The sequence below is a fragment of the Flavobacterium sp. Flavsp81 genome (genome assembly GCF_059491325.1).
In genome coordinates this window covers 2,194,175-2,216,846 of the sequence record NZ_CP168505.1, presented here as the reverse complement: position 1 = coordinate 2,216,846, position 22,672 = coordinate 2,194,175, and the positions used below count along the sequence as shown (strand labels likewise).

The following is a 22,672-nucleotide window of genomic DNA, read 5'->3' as shown; positions in this document are numbered from 1 at the left end:
CAAATTGGGTTTTTGATAAAAAATGCTCAGTATATTATGTTAAAATTATAGATATAAGAAAATTCTTTCAGTATGTTTTTAATAGCATAACGATGAAATATCTCACAGGATTTGAATTGCGAAGATTTTTATTTTGATTTCTGTTTTAATTTTAATGTTTTTAATTTATTTCTCATAAAACTCAATAGGCAGAAAATCAGGATCAGCTATAAATGTGAATCTTTTTTCTGTAGTTTCATCGATTCGAATGGGTTCTGAATCAATATTTTTTAAATTTAAAAAAGCAACAGTTTGATCCAGATTGATTACTTCAAAAGCCAGGTGGCGCAAACCAGCAGCTTCAGGTCTTGAAGGACGTTTTGGAGGATCAGGAAACGAAAATAGTTCGACAATATAAATTCCGTTTAAAGCCAGATCAAGTTTGTATGACTGGCGTTCTTCGCGGTAAATTTCTCTAATAATGGTTAATCCTAAAACTTCGGTGTAAAAAGTTTTGGACTTCTCATAATCTGAACATAAAATGGCAATGTGGTGAACTTTATTTAAGGTAAGCATTATAGTTTTGATTCAGGTTCCTGATTTAATTTTCGGATAACTTTTGCCGGGTTTCCAACTGCAAGTGAATTATCAGGAATATCTTTTGTGACTACAGATCCAGCGCCAATAACACAGCCTTTTCCGATGTTAACTCCCGGACAGATTACAGAATTACCGCCAATCCAGCAATCGTCTCCAATAGAAATTGGCAAAGCATTTTCATGTGTCTTTCGCAACTCAGCATCAAGCGGGTGTGATGCAGTATAAATTTGCACGTTAGGCGCAATAAATACATTCGAGCCGATATTTACAGGTGCACAGTCTAAAACTACACAGTTCACATTAAAATAAACGTTTTCGCCACAGATAATATTATAGCCGTAATCACAATGGAAAGGGGGTTCTATATAAAATCCCGCATCTGTATTGGGAATTAATTCTGCTAAAATTTCTTTAGCTTTTTTTGTTACACGATATTCTGTGACATTCAAGCGATGCAATAGATTTTTAGCTTTCCGGCGTTCTTTTACTAAAATGGGGTCAAAGGCATCGTAGTAATCTCCGGAAATCATTTTCTCCTTTTCTGTCTTCATATAAGGCATTTATATTTTTTTCTTAGAAATTTTTTCGTGGATTTTCAAAGTTTCCTGCAAAGCTGCGGTTGCATACCAAGGTGTTAATTCGGCTTCCAGTAATTTTGCCTGAATTGCGGGATCTGTGGCAACAAGTGCTTTGGCTTCTTCTATTGTTTCAATATTAAAAACATAAATACCCCTGTAATTTCTGTCGTTTTTCATGAAAGGCCCGGCGATAACCAATTTTCCTTCCTTAGCTAATTTATTGATATTGGACATATGACCTTCAAATAATTTTTGGGTTTCTTCTTTTGATGCGGTTGTGTTGGTTCCCGATTTTAAGAGACAGAAGACGTATTTTTTCATTCCGCGTTCATCAGCATTTAAGGATTTTGCTAGTTTTTCGTCGAATTTTATTTCAGTTTCCTGCGAGAATCCAAAATTGCAAAGCAAAAGAAATAGGGGTAAAATTAAAACTGATTTTTTCATCTTTAGTGGTATCGATTATTTTTTATTCAGCATTCTGTTATTTATCAGTTCCAAATTCCTGATCGAGGTTACAGGTGCAATTTTGATAGTTGGGTTTCCTTCTGTTAAATAAAAATAGTAAGCAGTATTGGAACCAATTATATAAACATTTTCAGACTTTTCATCACTATAATTCAGTTTGTAATCATAGTTTATTTTATTGTTTTTTATTTTTTCGGAAATAGATTTACCATCTGCCAGTCCGTATCCCAGAAAAATGGATATTAAAAAAAAACTAAAAAATTCTAATGTAATGCTATTATAATAAGCTGTTCTCTCACTTTCTGATGCTTCAGTTTTAATGCTCTTTGATCCAAAAAGTTTATGCAGCCATTCTTTATCTTCATTTTTCAGCAAGATTTGTGGAAGTTTAAAGAAAAAAATAAACAATAGTATTATGAATATAAAAAATATAGGATGAGAAGTAATTGCAGCTATTGGACTTATCAGAATGTCCATTATGGATGAATATCTAATAATATTTATTCCAATTTGATAATAGAATATACTTTCTTTTACTATTCCCAGTATGACAAGAAAAAGATAACCTAAAGGAAGTAAATTTTGTACTTTATCAATGTTTTTCATCTGAATTACTATTTAATCTCCAATCTTTAATTTTTTACAAAAGCTTCTTCAAAATCACAATTTGCCCTAAATGATAAACGTCATGCTGAATGATTCCGTGAATATGTTCGTAATAGGTATGATTATTATTCACATATATTTTTTCAAAATCCGTATCATCAAAATCCTCAAAAAAGGCATTCCATGATTCTTGTGATTTTGCCAGACTTTGTAGCGATTGCTCCCAGGCTGCTTCGGATGGATCTAAGACAGGGACAAAATAATTATGATCAGGAGTCGTAACTGTTTCTCCCTGAACACGTCTTAAAATATTCCTTCTCCATTGTATAAGATGATTGACAATTTCCCAAATCGTGTTTAAATTAGGATTTATTTTCCTGTAGGCATGCTCTGCAGTTACATCTTTTAAAGTATTTGCTAAAGTGACTTCCAGCCACGGATTTCCATTATAAATGGATTGATATAAATTCGAAACTCTTTTACTTTCTGACATAATCATTAGTTTTATACTTAAAAGCTAAGATACAAATAAGTAATTTACAACTCATCCTCAAAATTCTACAATTCAGTTATTAAATGTTTTTTAACTAAAACTGTTAAAATATATTTGTCTCATCAAAATCAAATAATATGAAAACCAAGTTACTTTTTACAATTGCATTTTTATTTACAACGGCTTTTATTTTTGCACAGAATACCATTTCCGGAAAAGTGGTTGATCAAAAAGGCAAACCAATTCCCGGAGCCAATATTTACATTGACGGAACTTATGACGGAGCGACAAGCTCAGAAACAGGGGAGTTTTCTTTTGAAACTATGGCGACAGGAAATCAGTTTTTAATAGTGAGTTTTTTAATTTATGAAACATATAAACAAGAAATTGATGTTACTAATTTCAAAGGTCAAACTGTTAAACTTAGAGAAAATGTAAATGCTCTCGATGCAGTTGTAATTACTGCCGGAACACTAGAATCAGGAGATAAAGCCAGGGTTTCAGTTTTAAAACCTTTAGATATTGTAACCACAGCGGGTTCTGCCGGAAATATTATTGCAGCATTACAAACATTGCCGGGAACGCAGACTGTTGGTGAAGACGGACGTTTGTTTGTTCGTGGAGGAGAAGCCAGCGAAACGCAGACTTTTGTTGACGGAATTCGTGTTGCACAGCCTTATGGGGCAACAACCAATAATTTACCGACACGAGGCCGATTTTCGCCTTTTTTGTTTAGCGGAATTGCTTTTTCTACAGGAGGATATTCTGCAGAATATGGCGAAGCTTTATCAAGTGTTTTATTGCTGAATACACAAGATGAACCGGATCAAAACAAAACAGATATTGCTTTAATGACTGTTGGTTTAGGTTTGGGAAATACTCAAAAGTGGAAAAAAAGTTCCTTGAGCGTTAATGCAACTTATATTAATCTGGCGCCATATCAGGCTGTAATTCCTCAAAACGTAGATTGGAACAGTCCTTACCAATCTTTGTCTGGTGAGACTGTTTACCGTTATCATTTTACAAACGGAATTTTTAAATTATACGCTGCTTTTGACTCTTCTAAATTTGATCTGAATCAGAAAAACATCAATTTTGAAGATAAAGTAAGAACAGATTTAAACAACAATAATTTTTATCTGAATGCTTCCTATAAAGGTTCTTTTGGAACGGGCTGGCAATTAACATCAGGAATGAGTTATGGATACAGTAAAAATAAAATCAAATTTGATATTAACGATATTGATAATGATGAAAATGCAGCTCAATTGAAATTAAAGTTGAGAAAAAATGTTTCTGATTATTTTAAATTGTCTTTTGGGGCTGATTATTTCATTACGAAATTCAATGAAAATTTTGATGACAATATCTCAGCTAAGGTTTCAAATGGTTATGATTCAAATATTGCAGCATTTTATACCGAAGGAGATATTTTGTTTTCTAAAAATTTTGCTGCAAAAGTAGGTTTGCGTCTTTCGAATAACAGTCTGTTAAACGAAACCAATATTGCACCAAGAGCTTCAATTGCTTATAAAGTTTCTAAAAGCAGTCAGTTTTCTTTTGCTTATGGAGATTTTTCTCAGACTCCGGTTGTTGATTACATCAAATATTCAAAATACCATCAGTTCGAGAGCGAAAAGGCAAGACATTATATCTTAAACTATCAATTTACAAAACCTGGTCAGACTTTTAGAGCCGAAGCTTATTATAAGGATTACAGCAATCTGGTTCAATATGATACAAGAGATATTCAATACAATTCGGCTTTCAATAATAATGGTTCAGGTTATGCAAAAGGGCTGGACTTGTTTTGGAGAGACAGCAATTTGCATAAAAACTTAGAATACTGGATTTCTTATTCTTATATCGATTCGGAAAGACAATATAAAAACTTCCCAACTATGGCAACACCAGGTTTTATTGCCAATCATAGTTTGTCAATTGTGACTAAATATTTTATTACCGATTGGAAATCACAAATTGGTTTCACAAATAGTTACAGTTCAGGAAGACCTTATAATGATCCAAATCAGACACAATTCATGAACGGGAAAACAAAATCGTATAACAGTTTAAGTTTTAACTGGGCCTATTTATTAACAACACAAAAAATCCTTTATTTCTCAGTTTCAAATATCTTAGGAAGCCAGAATGTTTTCGGATATGATTATGCAAGAACAGCGGATGCAAACGGAGTTTTTAACAGACAAGCCGTTGTGCCCACTGCAGACAGATTCTTCTTTGTTGGGTTCTTCTGGACAATCAGTCAGAATAAAAACGAGAATCAGTTGAAGAATCTTTAAAGAAGATGCAAGGTTCAAAGTGAGAAAGGTTTTAATTCCTTTGAACCTTTGCTACTCACAACCTCTGTTCCTCAGAAAAAAAAACAATTCAGTCATCAAATTCAACAACTCAGTATCATTTAATTTTAAAACAATAAAATTCGATATACTTTTGAAGTATAAAATTAACAAACAGAGTTTTAATCATCAATAATTAAAAGCCGCTAAGTGTTGCTAAGAGACTAAGAAAAAACCTAGCAACTTTAAAAAAAACTTGGAGACTTAAAACCTTAAAAAAAGAAAATCATGACAAAAATTATTACCATTACAATGTTGTTTATCTGCAGTATAATTTCTGCTCAAAATGTTAAACTAACTGTTTCTGTTTCAGGTTTAAAAAATAATGCAGGAGTTGTTAAAGTAGGTTTATATAACTCAGAAGGTACATTTCTTCAAGCGACTTATAAAAGCCTTTCTGCTGAAATTAAAAACAATGAAGCTGTTGTCACATTTGCCAATCTTCCCGCAGGAGAATATGCGATTTCAACCTATCACGATGAAAACAAAAACGGAAAATTGGATAAAAATATGATGGGAATACCATCTGAAGATTATGCAGCTTCAAACAATGCTAAGGGATTTATGGGACCTCCTGCATATAAAGACGCTAAATTTGTTATCAATAAAGATTCAAAAATTGAAATTGTATTATAAATAGTAATCAACAAATTAAAATAACCTTAAAATTACTTATAAAATGAAAAAAATCATCACTTTGGCAGCATTATTTGCAGTAGTAATAACCTCTGCACAAACGCAATTTGAACAAGGAATGGGAAAAGCTTTCGGGCTTTGGAAAGAAGGAAAAAACACAGAAGCTTCTGCAATGTTCGAAAGAATAGCCTCGGCTGATAAAACAAGCTGGCTGCCAAATTACTATGTTGCCTTAGTTAACACAACAAGTGCTTTTTCAGAAAAAGATAAATCCAAAGTTGATTTGTTATTGACAAAAGCGCAGGATGTACTTGATGTTGAATTCATAAAAGACCAGAATAACTCAGAGTTATATGTTTTGCAGGCTTTACTTTATACAGCTTGGGTTGTACAGGATCCTATGACAAATGCCCAAAAATATTCCGGTAAAATAATGGAGAATTATGCTAAAGCCAAAGCATTGGATCCAAATAATCCGAGAGCTGTTTTTGGTGAAGCTGATTATCAGTTAGGAGGAGCAAAATGGACAGGTGTTGATACAAAACCATTATGTGCTCAGGTTGATAAAGCTGTTGAACTTTTTGCTACTTTTAAACCGGAAACTCCTTTTTCTCCAAAATGGGGATTGGAAAGAGCTTTGGAAGCTCAAAAAAATTGCAAAAAATAAAAACTAATTTAAGTTGATTATAATGAAAGATACTGGAAACACATATGCAGATTTAAAAAGCGGAACAATCGTTTCGTTTAAGATTTCCATGATCTTTACAGTGATCTTTTCAGCTTGTTTAGGAGACGATTTAAATATTGAAAATGTTCTTATAACTTTTTTCATAAGCTGTCTTTATTCTTTTGGAGTAGGTTTTGGAAACGGATATATTAATGTTCTTTTAGATAGAAAATGGGATTGGCTTCAGCAAACAAATCTGAGAGTTTATTACGGAATAATGGTTACTGTTATGTACACAGTCCCGGTAGTTTTAGGAATAAATTACTACATCCATGTTGTTTTGCAAAATATGCCTTTAGACAAATTCTTTAGCGAGAGAATGATCTGGGTGCATCTTTTTTATATCATTTTATCGTTAGGAGTTTCCACTTTCATGCAGGCCAGAAGTTTTATGGTAAAATGGAAACAGGCATCAAAATTTGAAGTAACGCAGCAAAAGATAATTGCAGGAACAGCAAATGCTAAATTCGAAAGTTTAAAAAATCAAATCGATCCGCATTTTCTTTTTAACAGTTTAAATGTTTTAAGTTCCCTGATTGAGGAAAATCCGGATAATGCACAGCGATTTACAACTTCTTTATCTAAAATCTATCGCTATGTTTTAGAACAAAAAGATAAAGAACTGGTTTCTGTTGAAGACGAGCTGTCTTTCGCAAAAACGTACATGAACTTGCTGAAAATGCGTTTTGAGAATAGTTTGTTTTACGAATTGCCAACAACAGATATTAATCCCGATGCAAAAGTGGTTCCGTTATCATTGCAGCTTTTACTTGAAAATACAGTGAAGCATAATATTGTAAGTGAGCAAAAACCACTGCATATCAGAATTTTTATTGATGGGGATTATCTCGCCATTCAAAATGATTTTCAGAAGAAAGAGGTATTGCAGGATCGACAGGGAGTTGGTTTACAAAACATAGTAAACAGATACGGAATCATAACCGACAGAAAAGTGGTAATTGAACAAAATGAAGAAAATTTTACCGTTAAAATTCCAATTTTAACTAAACAAATATCATTTATGGATACAAGTGCAGATTATAATGATGAAAATAAAGCTTATTTCAGAGCTAAAAAAAGAGTAGAAGAACTAAAAGGATTTTATGCAAATGTAATTTCGTATTGTTGTATAGTTCCATTTTTAATTTTTATAAATTTGAGGTATTCTCCTGGATTTCAATGGTTTTGGTTTTCGGCTTTAGGCTGGGGATTTGGAGTAGTAATGCATGCTTTTAAAGTTTTTGGCTACAGTTCAGATTGGGAAGAACGAAAGATCAGAGAGATATTAGAGAAAGAAAATAATAAGCAAACCTGGAAATAATTATGGAATCGAAGTATGCGGAAGCAGAACGTTATTATCAGGTTCAAAAAAGAGTGAAAGAAATTAAAGATTTTTATGCCCATTTGACGGTATACTTACTTTGTAATCCAATTGTAATAGTTGTAAATCTTATGACTTCGCCCGGTTATCTATATTTTTGGTACTCTTTGTTTGGCTGGGGAATTGCGATAGTTTTACATGGATTGAAAGTGTTTCGTTTTTCACCACTTTTTAATAAGGAATGGGAAGAACGAAAAATCAGAGAAATTCTGGAAAAAGAAAATAACAAACAAATCTGGAAATAATTATGGAATCAAATTTCAGAAATAATCGGGAAGAGTTAGAGTTACATGAAATAGCAGCCAAAAAAGTAATGAAACTTAAAGGGTTTTACACACATACGTTTATTTATGTTATTGGAATTATCATTTACATTCTGAAAGAATATTTTGAAGTTCCGTTAAATTTTTTCCCGTTAAAATATATCAACGGATTTGTAATGTGTATATGGACAACGGCTTTTTTAGTTTCTGCGGTAAATATATTTGCTTCTTTTAAAATTTTTGGAGAAGAATGGGAGGAGCGAAAGGTAAAAAGTCTTTTGGAGAAAAAAACAAAAAAACAAAAATGGGAGTAATCATGGAAATAAATTATAACGAAGAAGATAAATATTATCTGGCAAAAAAGAAAGTTGAGAATATTAAAGGGTTTTACGGCAATCTTACGTCTTTTATAGGTGTAAATATAGTTTTGATTTTTATCAATTTATACACAACACCTCATCATTTGTGGTTTTATTGGCCTTTAATATGGTGGGGAGTCGGCGTCGTTTTTCATGGATTGAAGGTTTTTGAAGTATTTCCGGTTTTAGGAAAAGGCTGGGAAGAACGAAAAATTAAAGAGATTATGGATAAGGAAAAAGAGAATAGAAACAAATGGCAATAATATTTAAATCAAAATAAAATGGGACGTTTTAGAAGACACATGTACGAAGAATATGCACAGGAATTTACCAATGACGAAAGCTTTAATGCTGCTTACAGGAAAGTAAAAAAAATAAAAGGTTTTTATTCGCATTTAAGAATTTATCTTATTGTAAATGTAATTATGGTAGTTTCTAATTTAAATAATGATTTTATTGGAAATTACTTTCATGTAAATGGATTGTTCGATTGGCATACTTATTCTACGGCGATATATTGGGGAATAGCCTTGGTGATACATGCATTCACCGTATTTGGACCTGATATCTTTTTTAATAAAAATTGGGAAGAAAAGAAAATTCAAAAATACATGAACAAAGATCAGGCGAATACCAATAAATGGCAGTAATTTTAAACTATTTTTTAATTTTGCATTCTATTAAATGACCACATTAATTATCGAAGACGAAAAGCCGGCAGCCAGATTGCTGCAGCGAAAGCTTGAAAAACTAAATATTGCAGTAGAAACCATGCTGCATTCTGTAGAAGAATCAATTGATTGGTTTGCCAATAACCAGCATCCTGATTTAATATTTTTGGATATTCAATTGTCTGACGGTTTATCGTTTGAAATTTTCGAAAAAATAGATATCAAAAGTGCCATTATTTTTACGACAGCGTATGATGAATATGCCTTAAAAGCCTTTAAACTGAATAGTATAGATTATCTTTTAAAACCTATTGACGAAGATGATTTAGATATAGCAGTTACAAAATTTAAATCACGTTTGCCTAAACCGGAATCAGAAACGAGTAATCTTCAGCTTGATTTTGAACAAATACGCCGAATGTTGTCAAATCCTTTCGAGAAAAACTATAAAAAACGATTTACGGTTAAAATCGGGCAGCATTTAAAAGTTATCACAACTGATGAAATTGAATGTTTTTTCAGTGAAAATAAAGGAACATACATTCATACTTCCGATAACAGAAACTATTTAATCGACTCGACTTTAGAGATTCTGGAACAAGAACTGGACATGAAGGATTTCTTTCGCGTAAGCAGAAAATTTATAGTTCCGCTTCAGGCGATAAAAGAGATTCAGGTGTATACCAATTCCCGTCTAAAAGTTATTTTACCAACCTACAAAGAAGATGAGGTAATAGTAAGCCGCGAAAAAGTTCAGGATTTTAAGAGTTGGCTGGGGTAGGTTTCTTAGCTTCCAAAATCATATAAAACTGAATTCCGAACAGGATAGAAGCCAAAACCAAATGTATCGCCTGACTTCCTATTGGGAAATCAAAATATGCCATCGCAATTCCGGTTATAATTTCAATTGTAATTATAAAAAGCACCCATTTTTGTTTTGAAAAACCTAAACCTAATTTGGTATTTCTAACATATAAATACAAATTCACAAACAACACTAAAATTGAGAACGAGCGGTGAACGTAAAATGTAATAGAAGGATCTTGTAGCCAAAGAATACTGGCAGTCAGACCGTTTTTTACCTGTTCATCCACAAACTGACGCACTTGTGTTCCAATTGCAACCTGAATCAAAGTCAATAAAAGGGAAAATAAAAGTACATTTCTAAATGTTGAATTGTATCTTACCGCAGATAATTTTGGCCTTGCCAATTGGATAATATATAAAATTACAGCCACAATTACCAACGCCATTACCATATGAACCGTTATTTTTATTGGGTTTAATACCGAATAAACTACTTTAGCTCCTAACCAGGCCTGGAAACCCATCATAAAAACGACTAACCAGGAAAGCAAAGTGATTTTTTTGCTTTGTTTCCAAAATCTGAAGGAGGCAATTGCCATGAAAAAACACGCTATCCCTGCCAAAGCACCACAAAGCCTGTTTATGTATTCAATCCAGGTATGCAGAGGATTAAAAATCGCATAATCGTGTTTAGTGTATTTTTCCCAATGCGAAGCATCAAAAGCTGTTTGAGTGGTAAAATTATCTTTAGCGACTAAAAGTGTTTCATCTTTAATAATTACCTGCCCTTTTTCGAAATCACGATTTGGTGCCCATGTCAATTCTTTTAAATCGGTTGGCGGAATATAATAACCAAAACATTTTGGCCAGTCCGGACAGCCCATTCCGGAACCTGTCATACGAACCAAAGCTCCGGCGACAATTACTAAATAAACTAAAACTAATGCTGTTTTTGCGATTGCAGGGAAATGTTTTTTCATTCTTTTTGAGTAGCAAAGTTTCAAAGTTTAGAAAACTTGTCTTTTGAAACTTTATATATTTTAATATTCAATAAAAACCTTTATTACTTTGTGCCTTTGTTGCTTTAAACCTTTTTTAAACCCAATTTCTCAGCTCGCTTTATTATAAAATCATAAGCTGCCTGATATTCATTTGGGATTTCCCCTTCTAAAATTGCTTCCTTTACGGCTTCTTTCAAAACTCCAATTTCACGTGAAGGTTTCAAATCGAACATTTCCATAATTTCTTCACCGGAAATTGGCGGCTGAAAATTACGGACCTGATCACGTTCTTCAACTTCAACAATTTTCTTGCGGACAATCTCAAAGTTCTTATGGTATTTTTTAAACTTCGATGGATTCTTGGTTGTAATATCAGCTTCGCATAAAGTCATTAAATTTTCGACATCTTCGCCGGCATCAAATACCAAACGGCGAACAGCACTGTCTGTTACAAGATCCTGCGCCAAAACAATCGGACGGGAACTCATAACTACCATTTTTTGCACAAATTTCATTTTGTGGTTTAACGGCATGTGCAGTCGTTCGAATATTTTTTTAGCCATTTTTCCACCTAAGAATTCATGTCCGTGAAAAGTCCAGCCTTGTTTTTTATTAAAACGTTTTGTTGGTGCTTTTCCAATATCGTGCAATAAAGCCGACCAGCGCAACCAGACATCATCCGTATTCGGACAAATATTATCGACAACTTCCAGTGTGTGATAGAAATTGTTTTTATGGGTATGGCCTTCAATTTCTTCCACCTGATTCAATGCAGTTAATTCAGGTAAAATAATATCTAAAAGTCCTGTTTGGTATAAAAGTAAAAATCCGACAGAAGGTTTATCAGTCGAAAGAATTTTGTTTAATTCATCAACAATGCGTTCTCCTGAAATGATTTTTATTCTCTCTGCATTTTTAGTAATGGCGTCAAGCGAATTTTTCTCGATTTCAAAACCCAACTGATTCGCAAAACGGATAGCGCGAAGCATTCGCAATGGATCATCAGAATAAGTAATATTTGGATCTAAAGGTGTTTTAATGATTTTATTTTCTAAATCTGCCAAACCATTAAAAGGATCAGAAAGGTCTCCAAAAGTTTTTTCGTTTAATGATAAAGCCAAAGCATTTATTGTAAAATCACGACGGTTTTGATCATCTTCCAGAGTTCCGTTCTCAACAAGAGGGTTCCTGCTATCGAAATTATAAGATTCTTTTCGGGCGCCAACAAATTCAATATCAGTATCTTCAAAGCGTAACATTGCAGTTCCGTAGGTTTTAAAAACCTGTACTTTTGGTTTTTTGGGAAGCAGTTCAGATACTTTTAAAGCCAATTCGATACCGCTGCCAACTGCCACAACATCAATGTCTTTTTTAGAACCACGGTTTAAAAGCAAATCACGGACGAAACCGCCAATAACGTAACTGTCCACGTTTAGTTCCTGAGATGCCTGCGAAATAATTCCGAAGATTGTATGTTGTAAAGCTGCTTTGTAGTTTGTCTGTATAGCCACGAATTCACTAATTTTAAAATAAATGTTTCACTTTCCGAAGAAATTGAAACGTGTGCAAATTTACAACATAGAATACGCCTTTTATAATCTATAGCTCACTTTTTTAAAGAAATTGAAAATTTTGAGTATTGAATTTTGTCAAAGTAGAAAAAGGCAATCACAAATTGCGCAAATTTTCACAAATTATATTGAAATTTAAAAAATAGAAATTTGCGGGAATTATGCAATTTGTGGTAAAAAAACATTTATAACACCATCGAATAAATCAATTCGTATTGCTGTTTTTTATAATTTCAATTTGTATTTTTGAGTCATAGAAAAACATACAAATGAAAATTGTTATATCGCCTGCGAAGTCATTAAATTTCGAAAAAGAATTACCAACTACCCAATATACTGAGCCGTCTTTTTTGAAAGAAGCACGTCAGGTTCATAAAGTTTTAAAACCTAAAAAACCGACTGATTTAGCTGAATTAATGTCGATTTCCGAAAAATTAGCTGATTTGAACTGGCAAAGAAATCAGGTTTGGAAAACTCCTTTTACTTCTGAAAATGCCCGCCCGGCGGTTTATACTTTTGATGGGGATGTTTATACGGGTTTAGATGCGTATACAATTCCGTTAGAGAAATTAGATGTTTTGCAGGATAAGCTTCGAATCTTATCAGGACTTTACGGAGTTTTGAAACCCTTGGATTTAATGCAGGCGTATCGTTTGGAAATGGGGACAAAACTGCCAGTTGGCGATTATAAAAACTTACATGATTTTTGGAAAACGCCCGTAACAAAAGCTTTGAATAAAGAATTATCAAAAGGGGAGCTGTTTGTGAACTTAGCCAGCAATGAATATTTTTCGGCCATTGATGTAAAAGCATTAAAAGTTCCTGTAATTACTCCGGATTTTAAAGATTACAAAGATGGAAAACTTAAAATAATCAGTTTTTTTGCTAAAAAGGCGAGAGGTATGATGGTGCGTTATATAATCGATACCAATGCTGAAACTATTGATGATCTTAAAGGTTTTAATTACGATGGATATCAGTTTGATGGAAATCTTTCAAAAGGAAATCATTTGGTTTTTACAAGATAGGTTTTTTTGAAGTTTCTAAGAAAGCTAGTCGCTAAGGGACTAAGTTTTTGTTAAAGAGTCGTAGACTCGGTTTATATTGTAGGGAGGGATTTCAATCCCTTCTATACGGCAATAATTATAAAAACAAAAAGCCGGGTGTAATGAATTATCCGGCTTTTTCGTATATAAATCAATTATTATTAATGCATTGCATCAGCGGGATTAACCTTGTTTTTTCCTTTTTTGATAAAAAAGATAATCGGAATACAACATAAAAACATGATTCCTAAATACATGAAAATATCTATGTACGACATTACGGTACTTTGTTTTAAAACTGAATAATCTATCGCCTGATACGCTTTTTTAAGCGCCACATCTGCACTATATCCTTTAGACATAAATGCTCTTTGTATTCCTGAAATACGTTGCTGTACTTCATATTTTGCAGGATCTAAATTAGTCAACAGATTTACTTTGTGTTCCTGAGTCAGACGCGTAATAAAAGTAGTGATAATTGCAATACCAAATGATCCTCCCAATTGACGCATCATTCCGGTAAAAGCAGCTCCTTCACCAATATGTTTTCCTTTTAAAGTAGAAAGCGAAAGTGTGGTAATAGGTACAAAAAGCAGTCCAAGACCAACTCCTCTTAAAATTAAGGGCCAGTACAAATGCTCTTCACCGGTATCCGGAGTCATTCTGGTTTGCATCATAAAGGTAAAGAAGAAGAAAACTAAAAATCCTACTCCAACCATATATCCCTGAGGAACTCCTTTTTGAATCATATTACCCACAATAGGCATCATAAAAGCAGTTGTGATAGACCCCGGAATCAATAATAATCCGGCATCAGTCGCTGTCCATCCTAAAATAGCCTGCGTATAAATTGGAATAATCAACGTTGATCCGTATAAACCGAAACCAAGAATAAAACACATTATCGTTCCAATTCTCAAATTTCCATCTTTTAAAACACTTAAATTTACGATTGGATGCTTATAGGTAAGTTCTCTCCAAACAAAAAGAATTAATCCTAAAATGGTAACAACACTCAAAGTAACAATTGTCGAATCATCAAACCAATCATCCTGCTGCCCGTGCTCTAAAACAAATTGTAAAGATCCGATGAAAGTTGCTAGTAAAATAATACCCCACCAATCAACCTGATTGGCTTTCAGTTTTTCTCCATACTTAGGACTTCTTACGAAAGTAATGGCTAAAACGGTAGCAATAATTCCCAAAGGTATATTGATGTAAAAAATATAAGGCCAGGAATAATGTTCTACTAAATAGCCTCCCAAAGGCGGACCCAATGTTGGGCCGACAATTACGCCCATTCCGTAGATAGCTTGTGCCATACCACGTTTTGCCACCGGATAACTTTCGGTTATAATGGTTTGAGCTGTTACAAGTAATGCTCCACCACCCATTCCCTGTACGAATCTGAAAGCAACCAATTCCCAAATATTACTGGCGTTACCGCATAAAAAGGAGCAGACAGTAAATATTATAATAGAGGCCACAAAATAATTACGTCTTCCAAATTGCTGTGATAACCAGCTTGTCATCGGTATTACAATAACATTCGCGATTGCGTATGCTGTAATAACCCATGCAACATCTGTCAAAGTAGCACCAAGGCTGCCTCGCATGTCTGTTAGCGCTACGTTTACAATCGTGGTATCAACGATTTCAAGCAAGGCACAAAGTACTGCTGTAATCGTAATAATGACACGTCTGTAGCCGTATTCTACTAAATCGTCTTCTCCTTGTACTGCTGTCATCTTATTTTAAATGTACATCTACATCCACATTCATCCCCGGGCGTAATAATGCTACTTTCTTAGGATCGTTTGATTTGTCTAAACTGATTTTTACCGGTAATCTCTGAATTGTTTTTACGAAGTTTCCTGTTGCATTATCAGGAGGTAACAATGAGAATCGTGATCCTGTAGCCGGTGAGAATGAAGTTACAATTCCTTTGAATTCATAGTTAGGATATGCATCAACTTTTAAACTCACTTTTTGCCCCACAATCATTTTGTTTAATTGTGTTTCTTTAAAATTAGCAACAACCCATGCTTCATTATTATTGATGATATAAAATAAAGATTGTCCCGGCTGAACCAATTGTCCCGGCTGAATATCAACTTTAGATACCTGACCATCGATAGCTGCAGTTACAACTGTGTAAGTAAGATTTAATTTTGCTACTTCCAGCATTGTTTTGGCTTTTTTAATGTTGGCGGCAGCAACTTCAGTTTGTTTGTCAGAAGCTTTAGATTTAGATTCAATAACCGACTTTTGAAAAGAACTCGCTCTTTGTTGCTGCTCCAAAACCCGAACCTGACTTTCTGCTTCATCTTTTGCAGCCAAAGCCTGCTCGTATTGTTGTTTAGTAATGGTGTGTGTTTTATACAAATTATTATAACGGTTGTAATCGCTTGTAATCTGTCTCAATCTGATTTTAGCAGTTTCGATAGAACCGCTGGCAGATCTCATATTGGCATCAGAAACGGAGATATTTGCGTTGGCACTTCCAATATCCGCTTTTGCAGCTTCGTATTGACCTTCAGCACCTAACAAGGCAGCATTTGCTTCATCAATTTTTAATTGATAATCTCTTTTGTCAATTGTAAACAAAGTATCTCCTTTTTTTACAAAATCATTATCTTTCACATACACTTTACTAATATATCCGGATACTCTCGGGATAATCGGATTCATTTTTTTCTCGATCTGAGCATCATCCGTTTCTTCGTGAGATAATGAATGCATATATTTTGTTATTCCGTAAATTCCGCCCACTAAAATCAAAACAGTTAGTATAATGATGAATTTAGTATTTGTTTTTTTCTTTTCCATGAGAGCTATCGATTATATTTTAGAAAGATTGAATGATTGTGATAATTGTCCTGACACCGAAAGTAATTCGTAGTATTTTTGAATAATAGTTGCTTTTGATAAAGCTATATTTATTTTAGCACCTAAATTTTCTACATCAGCTTCTACTAAATCATTAGTGTCTGCCAATCCGTTATCAAATTTATCTTTTACAATCCGGTAGTTTTCTGTAGCCTGATCAACTGCTTCTGCATAAACCACACTTTGATTAATAGATAAGTGATAATCTTCAATCGCTTGCTGTACTTCAATTTTTATACGGTCTGTTAGAATTGCTTCAGATGTTTTTGCTTCTAACGACCTGCTTTCGGCAGCTTTAACCGAAGCACTGTTTTTAAGGATTCCTGATAAATCATATGATAAACCAATACCAAAATTCATAGCATTTGTGACCGTTACAATGTCTTTTAGGTCTAAAGCCGTATAGCCGCCCAATAAAACAACTGAAGGATAATATCCTGATCGTGCTATTTTTATATTGGCTTCACTTGCTTTTCCCTGAAAACGAATGGCTTCTAAATCCTTTCTGTTTTCTAATGCTGCCTGATCTGACATTGGAGCCTGATCTGTTTTTAAAGCAAAGAAATCATTTTCATTAACTTCTAATTTTGTACCTGCCGGCAATTTTAAAAGTGTAACTAAATAGTAATTTAAGATGCTTTCGTTCTTTTTTGCTTCATCAATAGAAACCTGAGTCCTTGAAACCAGCAATTGTGATTTCAACAAGTCATTTCTCGGAATAATTCCATTTTTTTCTAATTCAGTAAAATCTGTAACACGCTGTTGTGCCTGTTTTTGATTTTCATTAAGCAACTCAATTGTTTTTTGTGCTTTGTATAATTCAGCATAATAATTGATAACACGCATTGCAATATCTTCTTTTGTTTTAGAAGCATTTGCAGTTTCTGCCTGGTATAAATTATCGTATAATTTGATATTGTTTTGTATTTTGAAACCTGCAAAAAGAGGAAGACTTGCTGAAGCCTGACCTAACATTAAGCGATCTGGAGAAACAGGAGTTCCTGAACCATCGCCGAAAGCTACTTTTAAATCGAGATTTGGCTCCGTTATGCGTTGATATTGACCTGATAATTTAAAATCAGGATATTGACTGTTTTTAACTGTTTGTAATTCGTACTTTTTTGAGTTTACCTTAGTGTTGGCAAGTGTAACTTCGTTACTTTTTTCCCAGGCCATTTTTACGGCTTCATCTAAGGTTAAACTTGTTTTTTCTTGTGCTTCTACTGATGAAATTCCGATAAAGAAAATCCCAAAGAGCATTAATGGACTAATTTTCATAAACAAGTAGCGCTTTTATAGTTTGTTGAATGTGCTTTGTAAGACTGTTTTTAATATAATCGTTATATAACTTTTCAGTATTTAAATTCAGGAGTTCTTCAAAAAAGGGTTTATTCATGTGAAAATGAAAAAAAGTTCCCATTATTGTGGGTGTTATCAACGGAATAATCACATCTTTTCTAAAAATACCTTTTGACTGGCCTTCCTGAATAATGGTTTCAAGCAATTTTAAGTTTCCTTTTTTAAGTTCAGTGAAAGCCTCAAGGCTCTTTTCTCTCTTTTTTGAAGTAAGTTCAAAATGTAAAACCCTATAAATGCCTCTGTTGCAATTAATTCTGTGAATGTAAATTTCGATTAATTTATTGACTTTATCAAGAGGTTCCAGATTTTCAACAGATAAGTTTTCGAGCAGTAATTTTAAGTCAGAAGTTTTGTAGAGAATCAAAGATTCAAGCAGCTTTTCTTTTGATCCAAAATAATACGAAACCATGGCAATATTAATTTTCGCCTCTTTTGAGATATCCCGTATTGATGTGCCTTCAAATCCTTTATCAGAAAAAAGCTTTTCAGCTACCTCCAAAATTTGGATTTTTTTATCGTTTAATTCAACGTGTGACATAATAGTATTTACTAATGAGTACAAAATTAAACAAGTGTTTAATTTAAACACTTGTTTAATTTTATTTTAACTTAATATTAACATAAAAAAAGCAATTCAGGTTTAGAATAATTTTGCAGAAGTAAATAGCTTATTTTCTATTTTGAAAGTTTCATTTCTAAAAAATCCAGCCAATCATTGTCTTCAGAAAGTTGTTGCCAGATTCCCGTAATTAAAGTATTGTCATTTGAGATAGTGCCTTTAAATTTTAAATTTTCACTTTCAATTCTAAAGTCATTCCCTTTTAAAAAGCCAACCATAATTCCGTTTTCTCCATCAGAATTAAAATATTGCATTTTTATTTTCTCGTTAGCGTTTTCTAATGCGATTATTTCATATGTTTCGCTTTTGGTGTTTCCCATTAAAACATTTGCTTTATGCAGAATAAAATTTCCGTTAAGTATAAATTCATAACTGTCGGTTCCAGTAATTTTTGATTCTGAATCATTTTGATTCGTTAAGATTCTGCCTTCAGTATTCCATTTCCCAATTAATCTTTTAAAGTCACTATTTTCAATTTTACCCATTTGATATAATTTTAATGATTCTTATTAATTGTACAAGTTTCCGAACCATGCTTCGTTATCACAACGAATGAAATTATGAAAAAATTGTAAATTATATTAGTTAAAAGCCTTTCCAATTTATAGGGGAAGGCTTGGGTAATAATATCAGTAAAGAATATTTGCAATATGTAAGTCTTATAGGCAATGATTTAGGATCAACAATAAGTATATTGATGTTTCCCATAGTTGTTAAAAGGAATTGAATTATTTTTTAACAGTAACTTCATACATTCCGGACTGTAATTCAAACACGTATTTTTTGTTATCGGGACCCATATATTTAACTCCTGATATTGAAGATAATATTTTTTCTTTTGCTTTAATATCAGTAACAGATGACGCATTCAGCATAAGCGTTGCAGTTGTATTTGCCGGAACTGTAAAATGGTATACATACTTGTTATCTGTTATTTTCCAACTGCTTTCAATACGTCCGTACATTGAATCGTAATATCCTTTTGCAAAGGTCATTTTATCAGTTGGATCTGGTTCCGGCTGTAAAATAAAATGCTTAAAACCTGGAGAATTTTCATCTCGGGCTATTCCAAGCGAATGCGAATACATCCATGCCCCAATGGCGCCAAATGAATAATGATTGAACGAGTTCATATTATTATTGCCTCCAAATCCTGCAATATGAGTAAACGAATTTAAGCGCTCCCAAATTGTAGTTGCCCCCTGATCAATAGGGTAGAGCCATGAGGGATAAGAGGTTTGCTGAAGTAAGTTATAGGACAAGTCAGAATAGCCATTGTCAGATAATGCTTTGCTGATCCATGCAGTACCAATAAAACCGGTCATTAGCGAATATGGCGGGCATTCCACTTTTTGGTCTGTTATATTACTGCGTGTAATGGTATTGGCAAAATTTTTCAGTGCAATGGGTTTGTTCATTTCATTGAACATATTGAATGCCAATGGCAATACATAGGACGTTTGGGAATCAATAATTTTTCCGCGAAATACTGTTTTCCCCGTTTCGCTGTCGATGTATGTTTTATTAAAGAATTCTTTTCTTTTTTTACTTAGTTCTGAAAATTGCCCAGCGTCATCTTTTTTATCGAGAACTAATGCTATTTTGGCCATAATATCTAAATCGAAAATAAAATACGATTCCCAAAACAGCGACTTTTCATTTTTGGTATCTTCCAGGCTTAACCAATCACCAAGACTGCTCCAGACTTCTCTTTCTTTTTCTTTAAAGACACCTGTTTTGGGATCAATATCACGAATAAGATACTCCATATATTTTTTCATGGCATCATAATGTTCAGACAGTAAATCTGTATCATTATACTGTTGATAGCTTTCCCATGCAACCGTTATGCCTGCGCTGCCCCACATGGTCTCGCCGAAACCAACTCCCAGCGGAGCTACATCGGGAAAACGACCATCTTCGCGCTGAATATCCCTCATTGCCCGCATATGTCTTCTTAAAAACTGAGGCAGATTTGCTAAATAAGTTGCCGTCCGGGAAAAAACGGAGATGTCTCCGCTCCAGCCTAAGCGTTCATTTCGTTGAGGACAATCAGTGGGAATAGACATAAAATTCGCATAAGATGACCACACTATATTTTCCCACAATTTATTTACTTTAGGATTTGATGTTTCATATTTTGATGAGAGATCGTGAATTGAACTTAAGACCTCACCTTTAACCGCACTTAAAGGCAAAGGCTTTTCTATTCCGGTTATTTCAACATATCTGTAACCATGATAGGTAAACCGTGGATTTATCACTTCATCTCCGCCTTTGGTAATATAAATATCCTGTGCCATTGCTGCACGGATATTTTCGAGCATGATCATGCCGGTATTGTCTTTATATTCGGGTAAATCAGAATATTTTACTTCGGCAAACCGAAGGATTATTCTTTTGCCGGATTCCATATCTTTCAGGCTGATTTTTGGAACACCTGCCATATTTTGCCCCATATCATAAACAAATACTCCCGGACGAATTTCTTCAACCGAAAGAGCCTTTAATTCTTTTATTTTCTTTACCGTTGGCCCAAATTGTCCAATAAGCTGCATGTTGCTAAAATCGCTTACATCGAGTATCTTGTCTGATGGCTTGTTAGTGTTTATATGCCCTTCAAGAGGAATTTCTTTGCATTTCTTCCATTTAATATCATTATAAGAGGCAGTGTTCCAGTTTTTTATAAGGGTATCTTTGGCTGCATTATATACTTCGCCCTGAAAAAAACTGCCATAAACCAATGGGCCATCGTTGAAATATTTCCATGTTGAAGGATTGGTGGAGATTATTTCTTTTTCACCATTTGTATAGGTAATCACCAATTTTGCCAGAATAGATTGTTTGTCTCCAAAAAAGTTCCAATATTCCCCCATAAATGTACTACCACCGCTCCACCAGCCTTCGCCCAATAGGGCGCCAATTACATTCTTTCCATTAGTTAAATAGTCTGAAACATCGTATGTCTGATATAGGAGTGTTTTGTTGTACTGCGTTGAGCCCGGATTAAAATAATCATTGCCAACACGTTGCCCGTTTATGTACATCTCATATATCCCTCTGGATGTTACATACAGGCGGGCTTTGGCAATTTTAGAATTTTTTGTTGAGAAAGCAGAACGCAGCATTGGCATCGAGTTCCTTGTTGGGTTTGCTAAAAACTGTGAGCCGGCTTCCTTTCCTTCTATCTTGTATGGATTTGAATATTCTGAATATAATACATTTGAAGGATTGCGGAAATTTCGGATCTGTACATCTGAGAAATAAGCAATTTGCTTCTTATCCACACTAAAACCAATATTTGCAACAACCGGATATGCAATGTGGTCACCTCCTTTACCTAACGGATTAAGATTCAGGTCTCCAATAAAATTATCTTTTTCTTCCCCGTCTATATAAATTTTGGTATCCCCTAATACAGTTGCTATATAAACTTTATGATTTTCGTATTGGTTTTGTTTATTTATAATGGAGTTGGGAACAATAAAACTTTTGAAGGGAATATTCCTTTTATCCTGCGGAGTATAGCCACTTCTGTAAACATTCAGTTTAGCATTTTTATCTGCAGCAAGCGGAGCAATATCCAATTCAATTAAAATATAGGAACTGTCCTTGGGATTATTGAGCTTAAAAAGGTTTTTATTTTTATCCATTAAACGATTATCGTTTGCCCCGAATATAAAACCAGCTTTTGTACTGCCCGAAGTTTTATCTAACCGTAACGAATAGTTTATTTTGAATACGGGCAGATACTCAGAATAAAGTGTCATGTCATCATCTTCAGTGCCAATCCATTTGGCTCCGTCCCAAGCTGATAATGCAGGGTCGGAATTCAGTAAACCTGTTTCAAAGAATGATTGTGCCTCGTGCTTTTTGTGCTCCTGATCCCAGACAAAGACTTGCCAAATGTAACGCAAAGAAGGTTTTAACGGAGTTCCGGCATATTTTATATTAAGTGAAATGTCACTTTGTTTTTTACTACTGTCCCATACTTTCTGGCCGTTTTCATCAACTACAATAATCTGGTAGGCTGTCTGATAACAACCGGCTTTATCAGAAGTCATCTGCCAGCTAAAGCGTGGATTTGTAACATCTATTCCCAGAGGAGTTTCAGTATATTCTGACCGAAGATTAATAATTTTTATTCCGGATGCTTTCGAAAATGAAGTTGTAAAGAGACTGATTAAAAGTATTGTAGTAAACAGATTTTTTATTCGTGTCATTATCTAAAAATATTACTTAATTATTTTAGTTTTTATTCT

General features: G+C 33.8%; 23 protein-coding genes. 10 read left to right on the top strand and 13 right to left on the bottom strand.

Annotated features, from left to right (window positions below; genetic code table 11):
- Positions 1-165: 165 nt before the first annotated feature.
- Genes gloA2 through ACEN92_RS08965 form a run of 5 tightly spaced genes read right to left on the bottom strand, consistent with a single transcriptional unit; the run spans position 166 to position 2,721 of the window.
- Positions 166-555: an SMU1112c/YaeR family gloxylase I-like metalloprotein gene (gene gloA2 / locus ACEN92_RS08985; RefSeq protein ID WP_495642033.1), complete on the bottom strand. Its 390-nt coding sequence runs from the start codon at positions 553-555 to the stop codon at positions 166-168.
- On the bottom strand, positions 555-1,130 hold the full coding sequence (locus ACEN92_RS08980) for a sugar O-acetyltransferase (protein WP_495642032.1): 576 nt from the start codon (positions 1,128-1,130) through the stop codon (positions 555-557). Before ACEN92_RS08980 ends, gloA2 begins: the two co-directional genes overlap by 1 nt.
- 9 nt (positions 1,131-1,139) lie before the next feature.
- Positions 1,140-1,601, bottom strand: a complete 462-nt coding sequence (locus ACEN92_RS08975; RefSeq protein ID WP_495642031.1) for a YciI family protein — start codon at positions 1,599-1,601, stop codon at positions 1,140-1,142.
- Positions 1,602-1,616: 15 nt separating this feature from the next.
- On the bottom strand, positions 1,617-2,228 hold the full coding sequence (locus ACEN92_RS08970; protein ID WP_495642030.1) for a hypothetical protein: 612 nt from the start codon (positions 2,226-2,228) through the stop codon (positions 1,617-1,619).
- A 34-nt stretch (positions 2,229-2,262) separates the two neighbouring features.
- A complete protein-coding gene (locus ACEN92_RS08965) occupies positions 2,263-2,721 on the bottom strand; it encodes a DinB family protein (protein ID WP_495642029.1) in 459 nt (152 codons plus the stop codon).
- Between the two features lie 137 nt (positions 2,722-2,858).
- Between ACEN92_RS08965 and ACEN92_RS08960 the strand changes: the two genes are divergently transcribed.
- From ACEN92_RS08960 to ACEN92_RS08920, 9 genes are all read left to right on the top strand, one after another.
- On the top strand, positions 2,859-5,024 hold the full coding sequence (locus tag ACEN92_RS08960; RefSeq protein WP_495642028.1) for a TonB-dependent receptor: 2,166 nt from the start codon (positions 2,859-2,861) through the stop codon (positions 5,022-5,024).
- Positions 5,025-5,309: 285 nt separating this feature from the next.
- Positions 5,310-5,717 (top strand): DUF2141 domain-containing protein, encoded by a 408-nt coding sequence (locus ACEN92_RS08955; RefSeq protein ID WP_495642027.1) that lies wholly within the window; start codon positions 5,310-5,312, stop codon positions 5,715-5,717.
- Positions 5,718-5,760: 43 nt separating this feature from the next.
- The gene (locus ACEN92_RS08950) at positions 5,761-6,384 is read left to right on the top strand and encodes a hypothetical protein (protein WP_495642026.1); all 624 of its coding nucleotides are present in this window, start codon (positions 5,761-5,763) and stop codon (positions 6,382-6,384) included.
- 22 nt (positions 6,385-6,406) lie between these two features.
- Positions 6,407-7,765, top strand: a complete 1,359-nt coding sequence (locus ACEN92_RS08945; protein ID WP_495642025.1) for a histidine kinase — start codon at positions 6,407-6,409, stop codon at positions 7,763-7,765.
- 2 nt (positions 7,766-7,767) lie between these two features.
- Positions 7,768-8,070, top strand: coding sequence for a 2TM domain-containing protein (locus ACEN92_RS08940; protein ID WP_495642024.1), 303 nt, complete (start codon positions 7,768-7,770; stop codon positions 8,068-8,070).
- A 2-nt stretch (positions 8,071-8,072) separates the two neighbouring features.
- Positions 8,073-8,402, top strand: coding sequence for a 2TM domain-containing protein (locus ACEN92_RS08935; protein ID WP_495642023.1), 330 nt, complete (start codon positions 8,073-8,075; stop codon positions 8,400-8,402).
- A 2-nt stretch (positions 8,403-8,404) separates the two neighbouring features.
- Positions 8,405-8,710, top strand: a complete 306-nt coding sequence (locus ACEN92_RS08930; protein WP_495642022.1) for a 2TM domain-containing protein — start codon at positions 8,405-8,407, stop codon at positions 8,708-8,710.
- An 18-nt stretch (positions 8,711-8,728) separates the two neighbouring features.
- Positions 8,729-9,097 carry a 2TM domain-containing protein gene (locus ACEN92_RS08925; RefSeq protein WP_495642021.1) on the top strand — a complete coding sequence of 123 codons (369 nt, stop codon included), beginning with the start codon at positions 8,729-8,731 and terminating at the stop codon, positions 9,095-9,097.
- Positions 9,098-9,131: 34 nt separating this feature from the next.
- The gene (locus tag ACEN92_RS08920; protein ID WP_495642020.1) at positions 9,132-9,899 is read left to right on the top strand and encodes a LytR/AlgR family response regulator transcription factor; all 768 of its coding nucleotides are present in this window, start codon (positions 9,132-9,134) and stop codon (positions 9,897-9,899) included.
- Here the strand turns inward: ACEN92_RS08920 and ACEN92_RS08915 are convergent.
- Both ACEN92_RS08915 and ACEN92_RS08910 read right to left on the bottom strand, forming a co-directional pair.
- Entirely contained in the window at positions 9,880-10,905 is a 1,026-nt protein-coding gene (locus ACEN92_RS08915) for a COX15/CtaA family protein (protein WP_495642019.1), read from the bottom strand. The two genes, ACEN92_RS08920 and ACEN92_RS08915, sit on opposite strands and share 20 nt — an antisense overlap.
- Before the next feature lie 104 nt (positions 10,906-11,009).
- Complete coding sequence (locus ACEN92_RS08910; protein ID WP_495642018.1) at positions 11,010-12,437, bottom strand: CCA tRNA nucleotidyltransferase; 1,428 nt, start codon at positions 12,435-12,437, stop codon at positions 11,010-11,012.
- A gap of 329 nt (positions 12,438-12,766) precedes the next feature.
- Here ACEN92_RS08910 and yaaA point away from each other — a divergent pair, with 329 nt between their 5' ends.
- A complete protein-coding gene (yaaA, locus tag ACEN92_RS08905) occupies positions 12,767-13,525 on the top strand; it encodes a peroxide stress protein YaaA (RefSeq protein ID WP_495642017.1) in 759 nt (252 codons plus the stop codon).
- 179 nt (positions 13,526-13,704) lie between these two features.
- Here the strand turns inward: yaaA and ACEN92_RS08900 are convergent, their stop codons facing one another.
- From ACEN92_RS08900 to ACEN92_RS08875, 6 genes are all read right to left on the bottom strand, one after another.
- Positions 13,705-15,291 (bottom strand): MDR family MFS transporter, encoded by a 1,587-nt coding sequence (locus ACEN92_RS08900; protein WP_495642016.1) that lies wholly within the window; start codon positions 15,289-15,291, stop codon positions 13,705-13,707.
- Position 15,292: 1 nt separating this feature from the next.
- Positions 15,293-16,372: an HlyD family secretion protein gene (locus ACEN92_RS08895; protein WP_495642015.1), complete on the bottom strand. Its 1,080-nt coding sequence runs from the start codon at positions 16,370-16,372 to the stop codon at positions 15,293-15,295.
- Between the two features lie 12 nt (positions 16,373-16,384).
- Positions 16,385-17,710, bottom strand: coding sequence for a TolC family protein (locus tag ACEN92_RS08890; RefSeq protein ID WP_495642014.1), 1,326 nt, complete (start codon positions 17,708-17,710; stop codon positions 16,385-16,387).
- Positions 17,700-18,329 carry a TetR/AcrR family transcriptional regulator gene (locus ACEN92_RS08885; protein WP_495642013.1) on the bottom strand — a complete coding sequence of 210 codons (630 nt, stop codon included), beginning with the start codon at positions 18,327-18,329 and terminating at the stop codon, positions 17,700-17,702. Before ACEN92_RS08885 ends, ACEN92_RS08890 begins: the two co-directional genes overlap by 11 nt.
- Before the next feature lie 137 nt (positions 18,330-18,466).
- Complete coding sequence (locus tag ACEN92_RS08880; protein ID WP_495642012.1) at positions 18,467-18,895, bottom strand: DUF1579 family protein; 429 nt, start codon at positions 18,893-18,895, stop codon at positions 18,467-18,469.
- Between the two features lie 243 nt (positions 18,896-19,138).
- Positions 19,139-22,633 carry an alpha-L-rhamnosidase gene (locus ACEN92_RS08875; protein ID WP_495642011.1) on the bottom strand — a complete coding sequence of 1,165 codons (3,495 nt, stop codon included), beginning with the start codon at positions 22,631-22,633 and terminating at the stop codon, positions 19,139-19,141.
- Positions 22,634-22,672 lie beyond the last annotated feature (39 nt).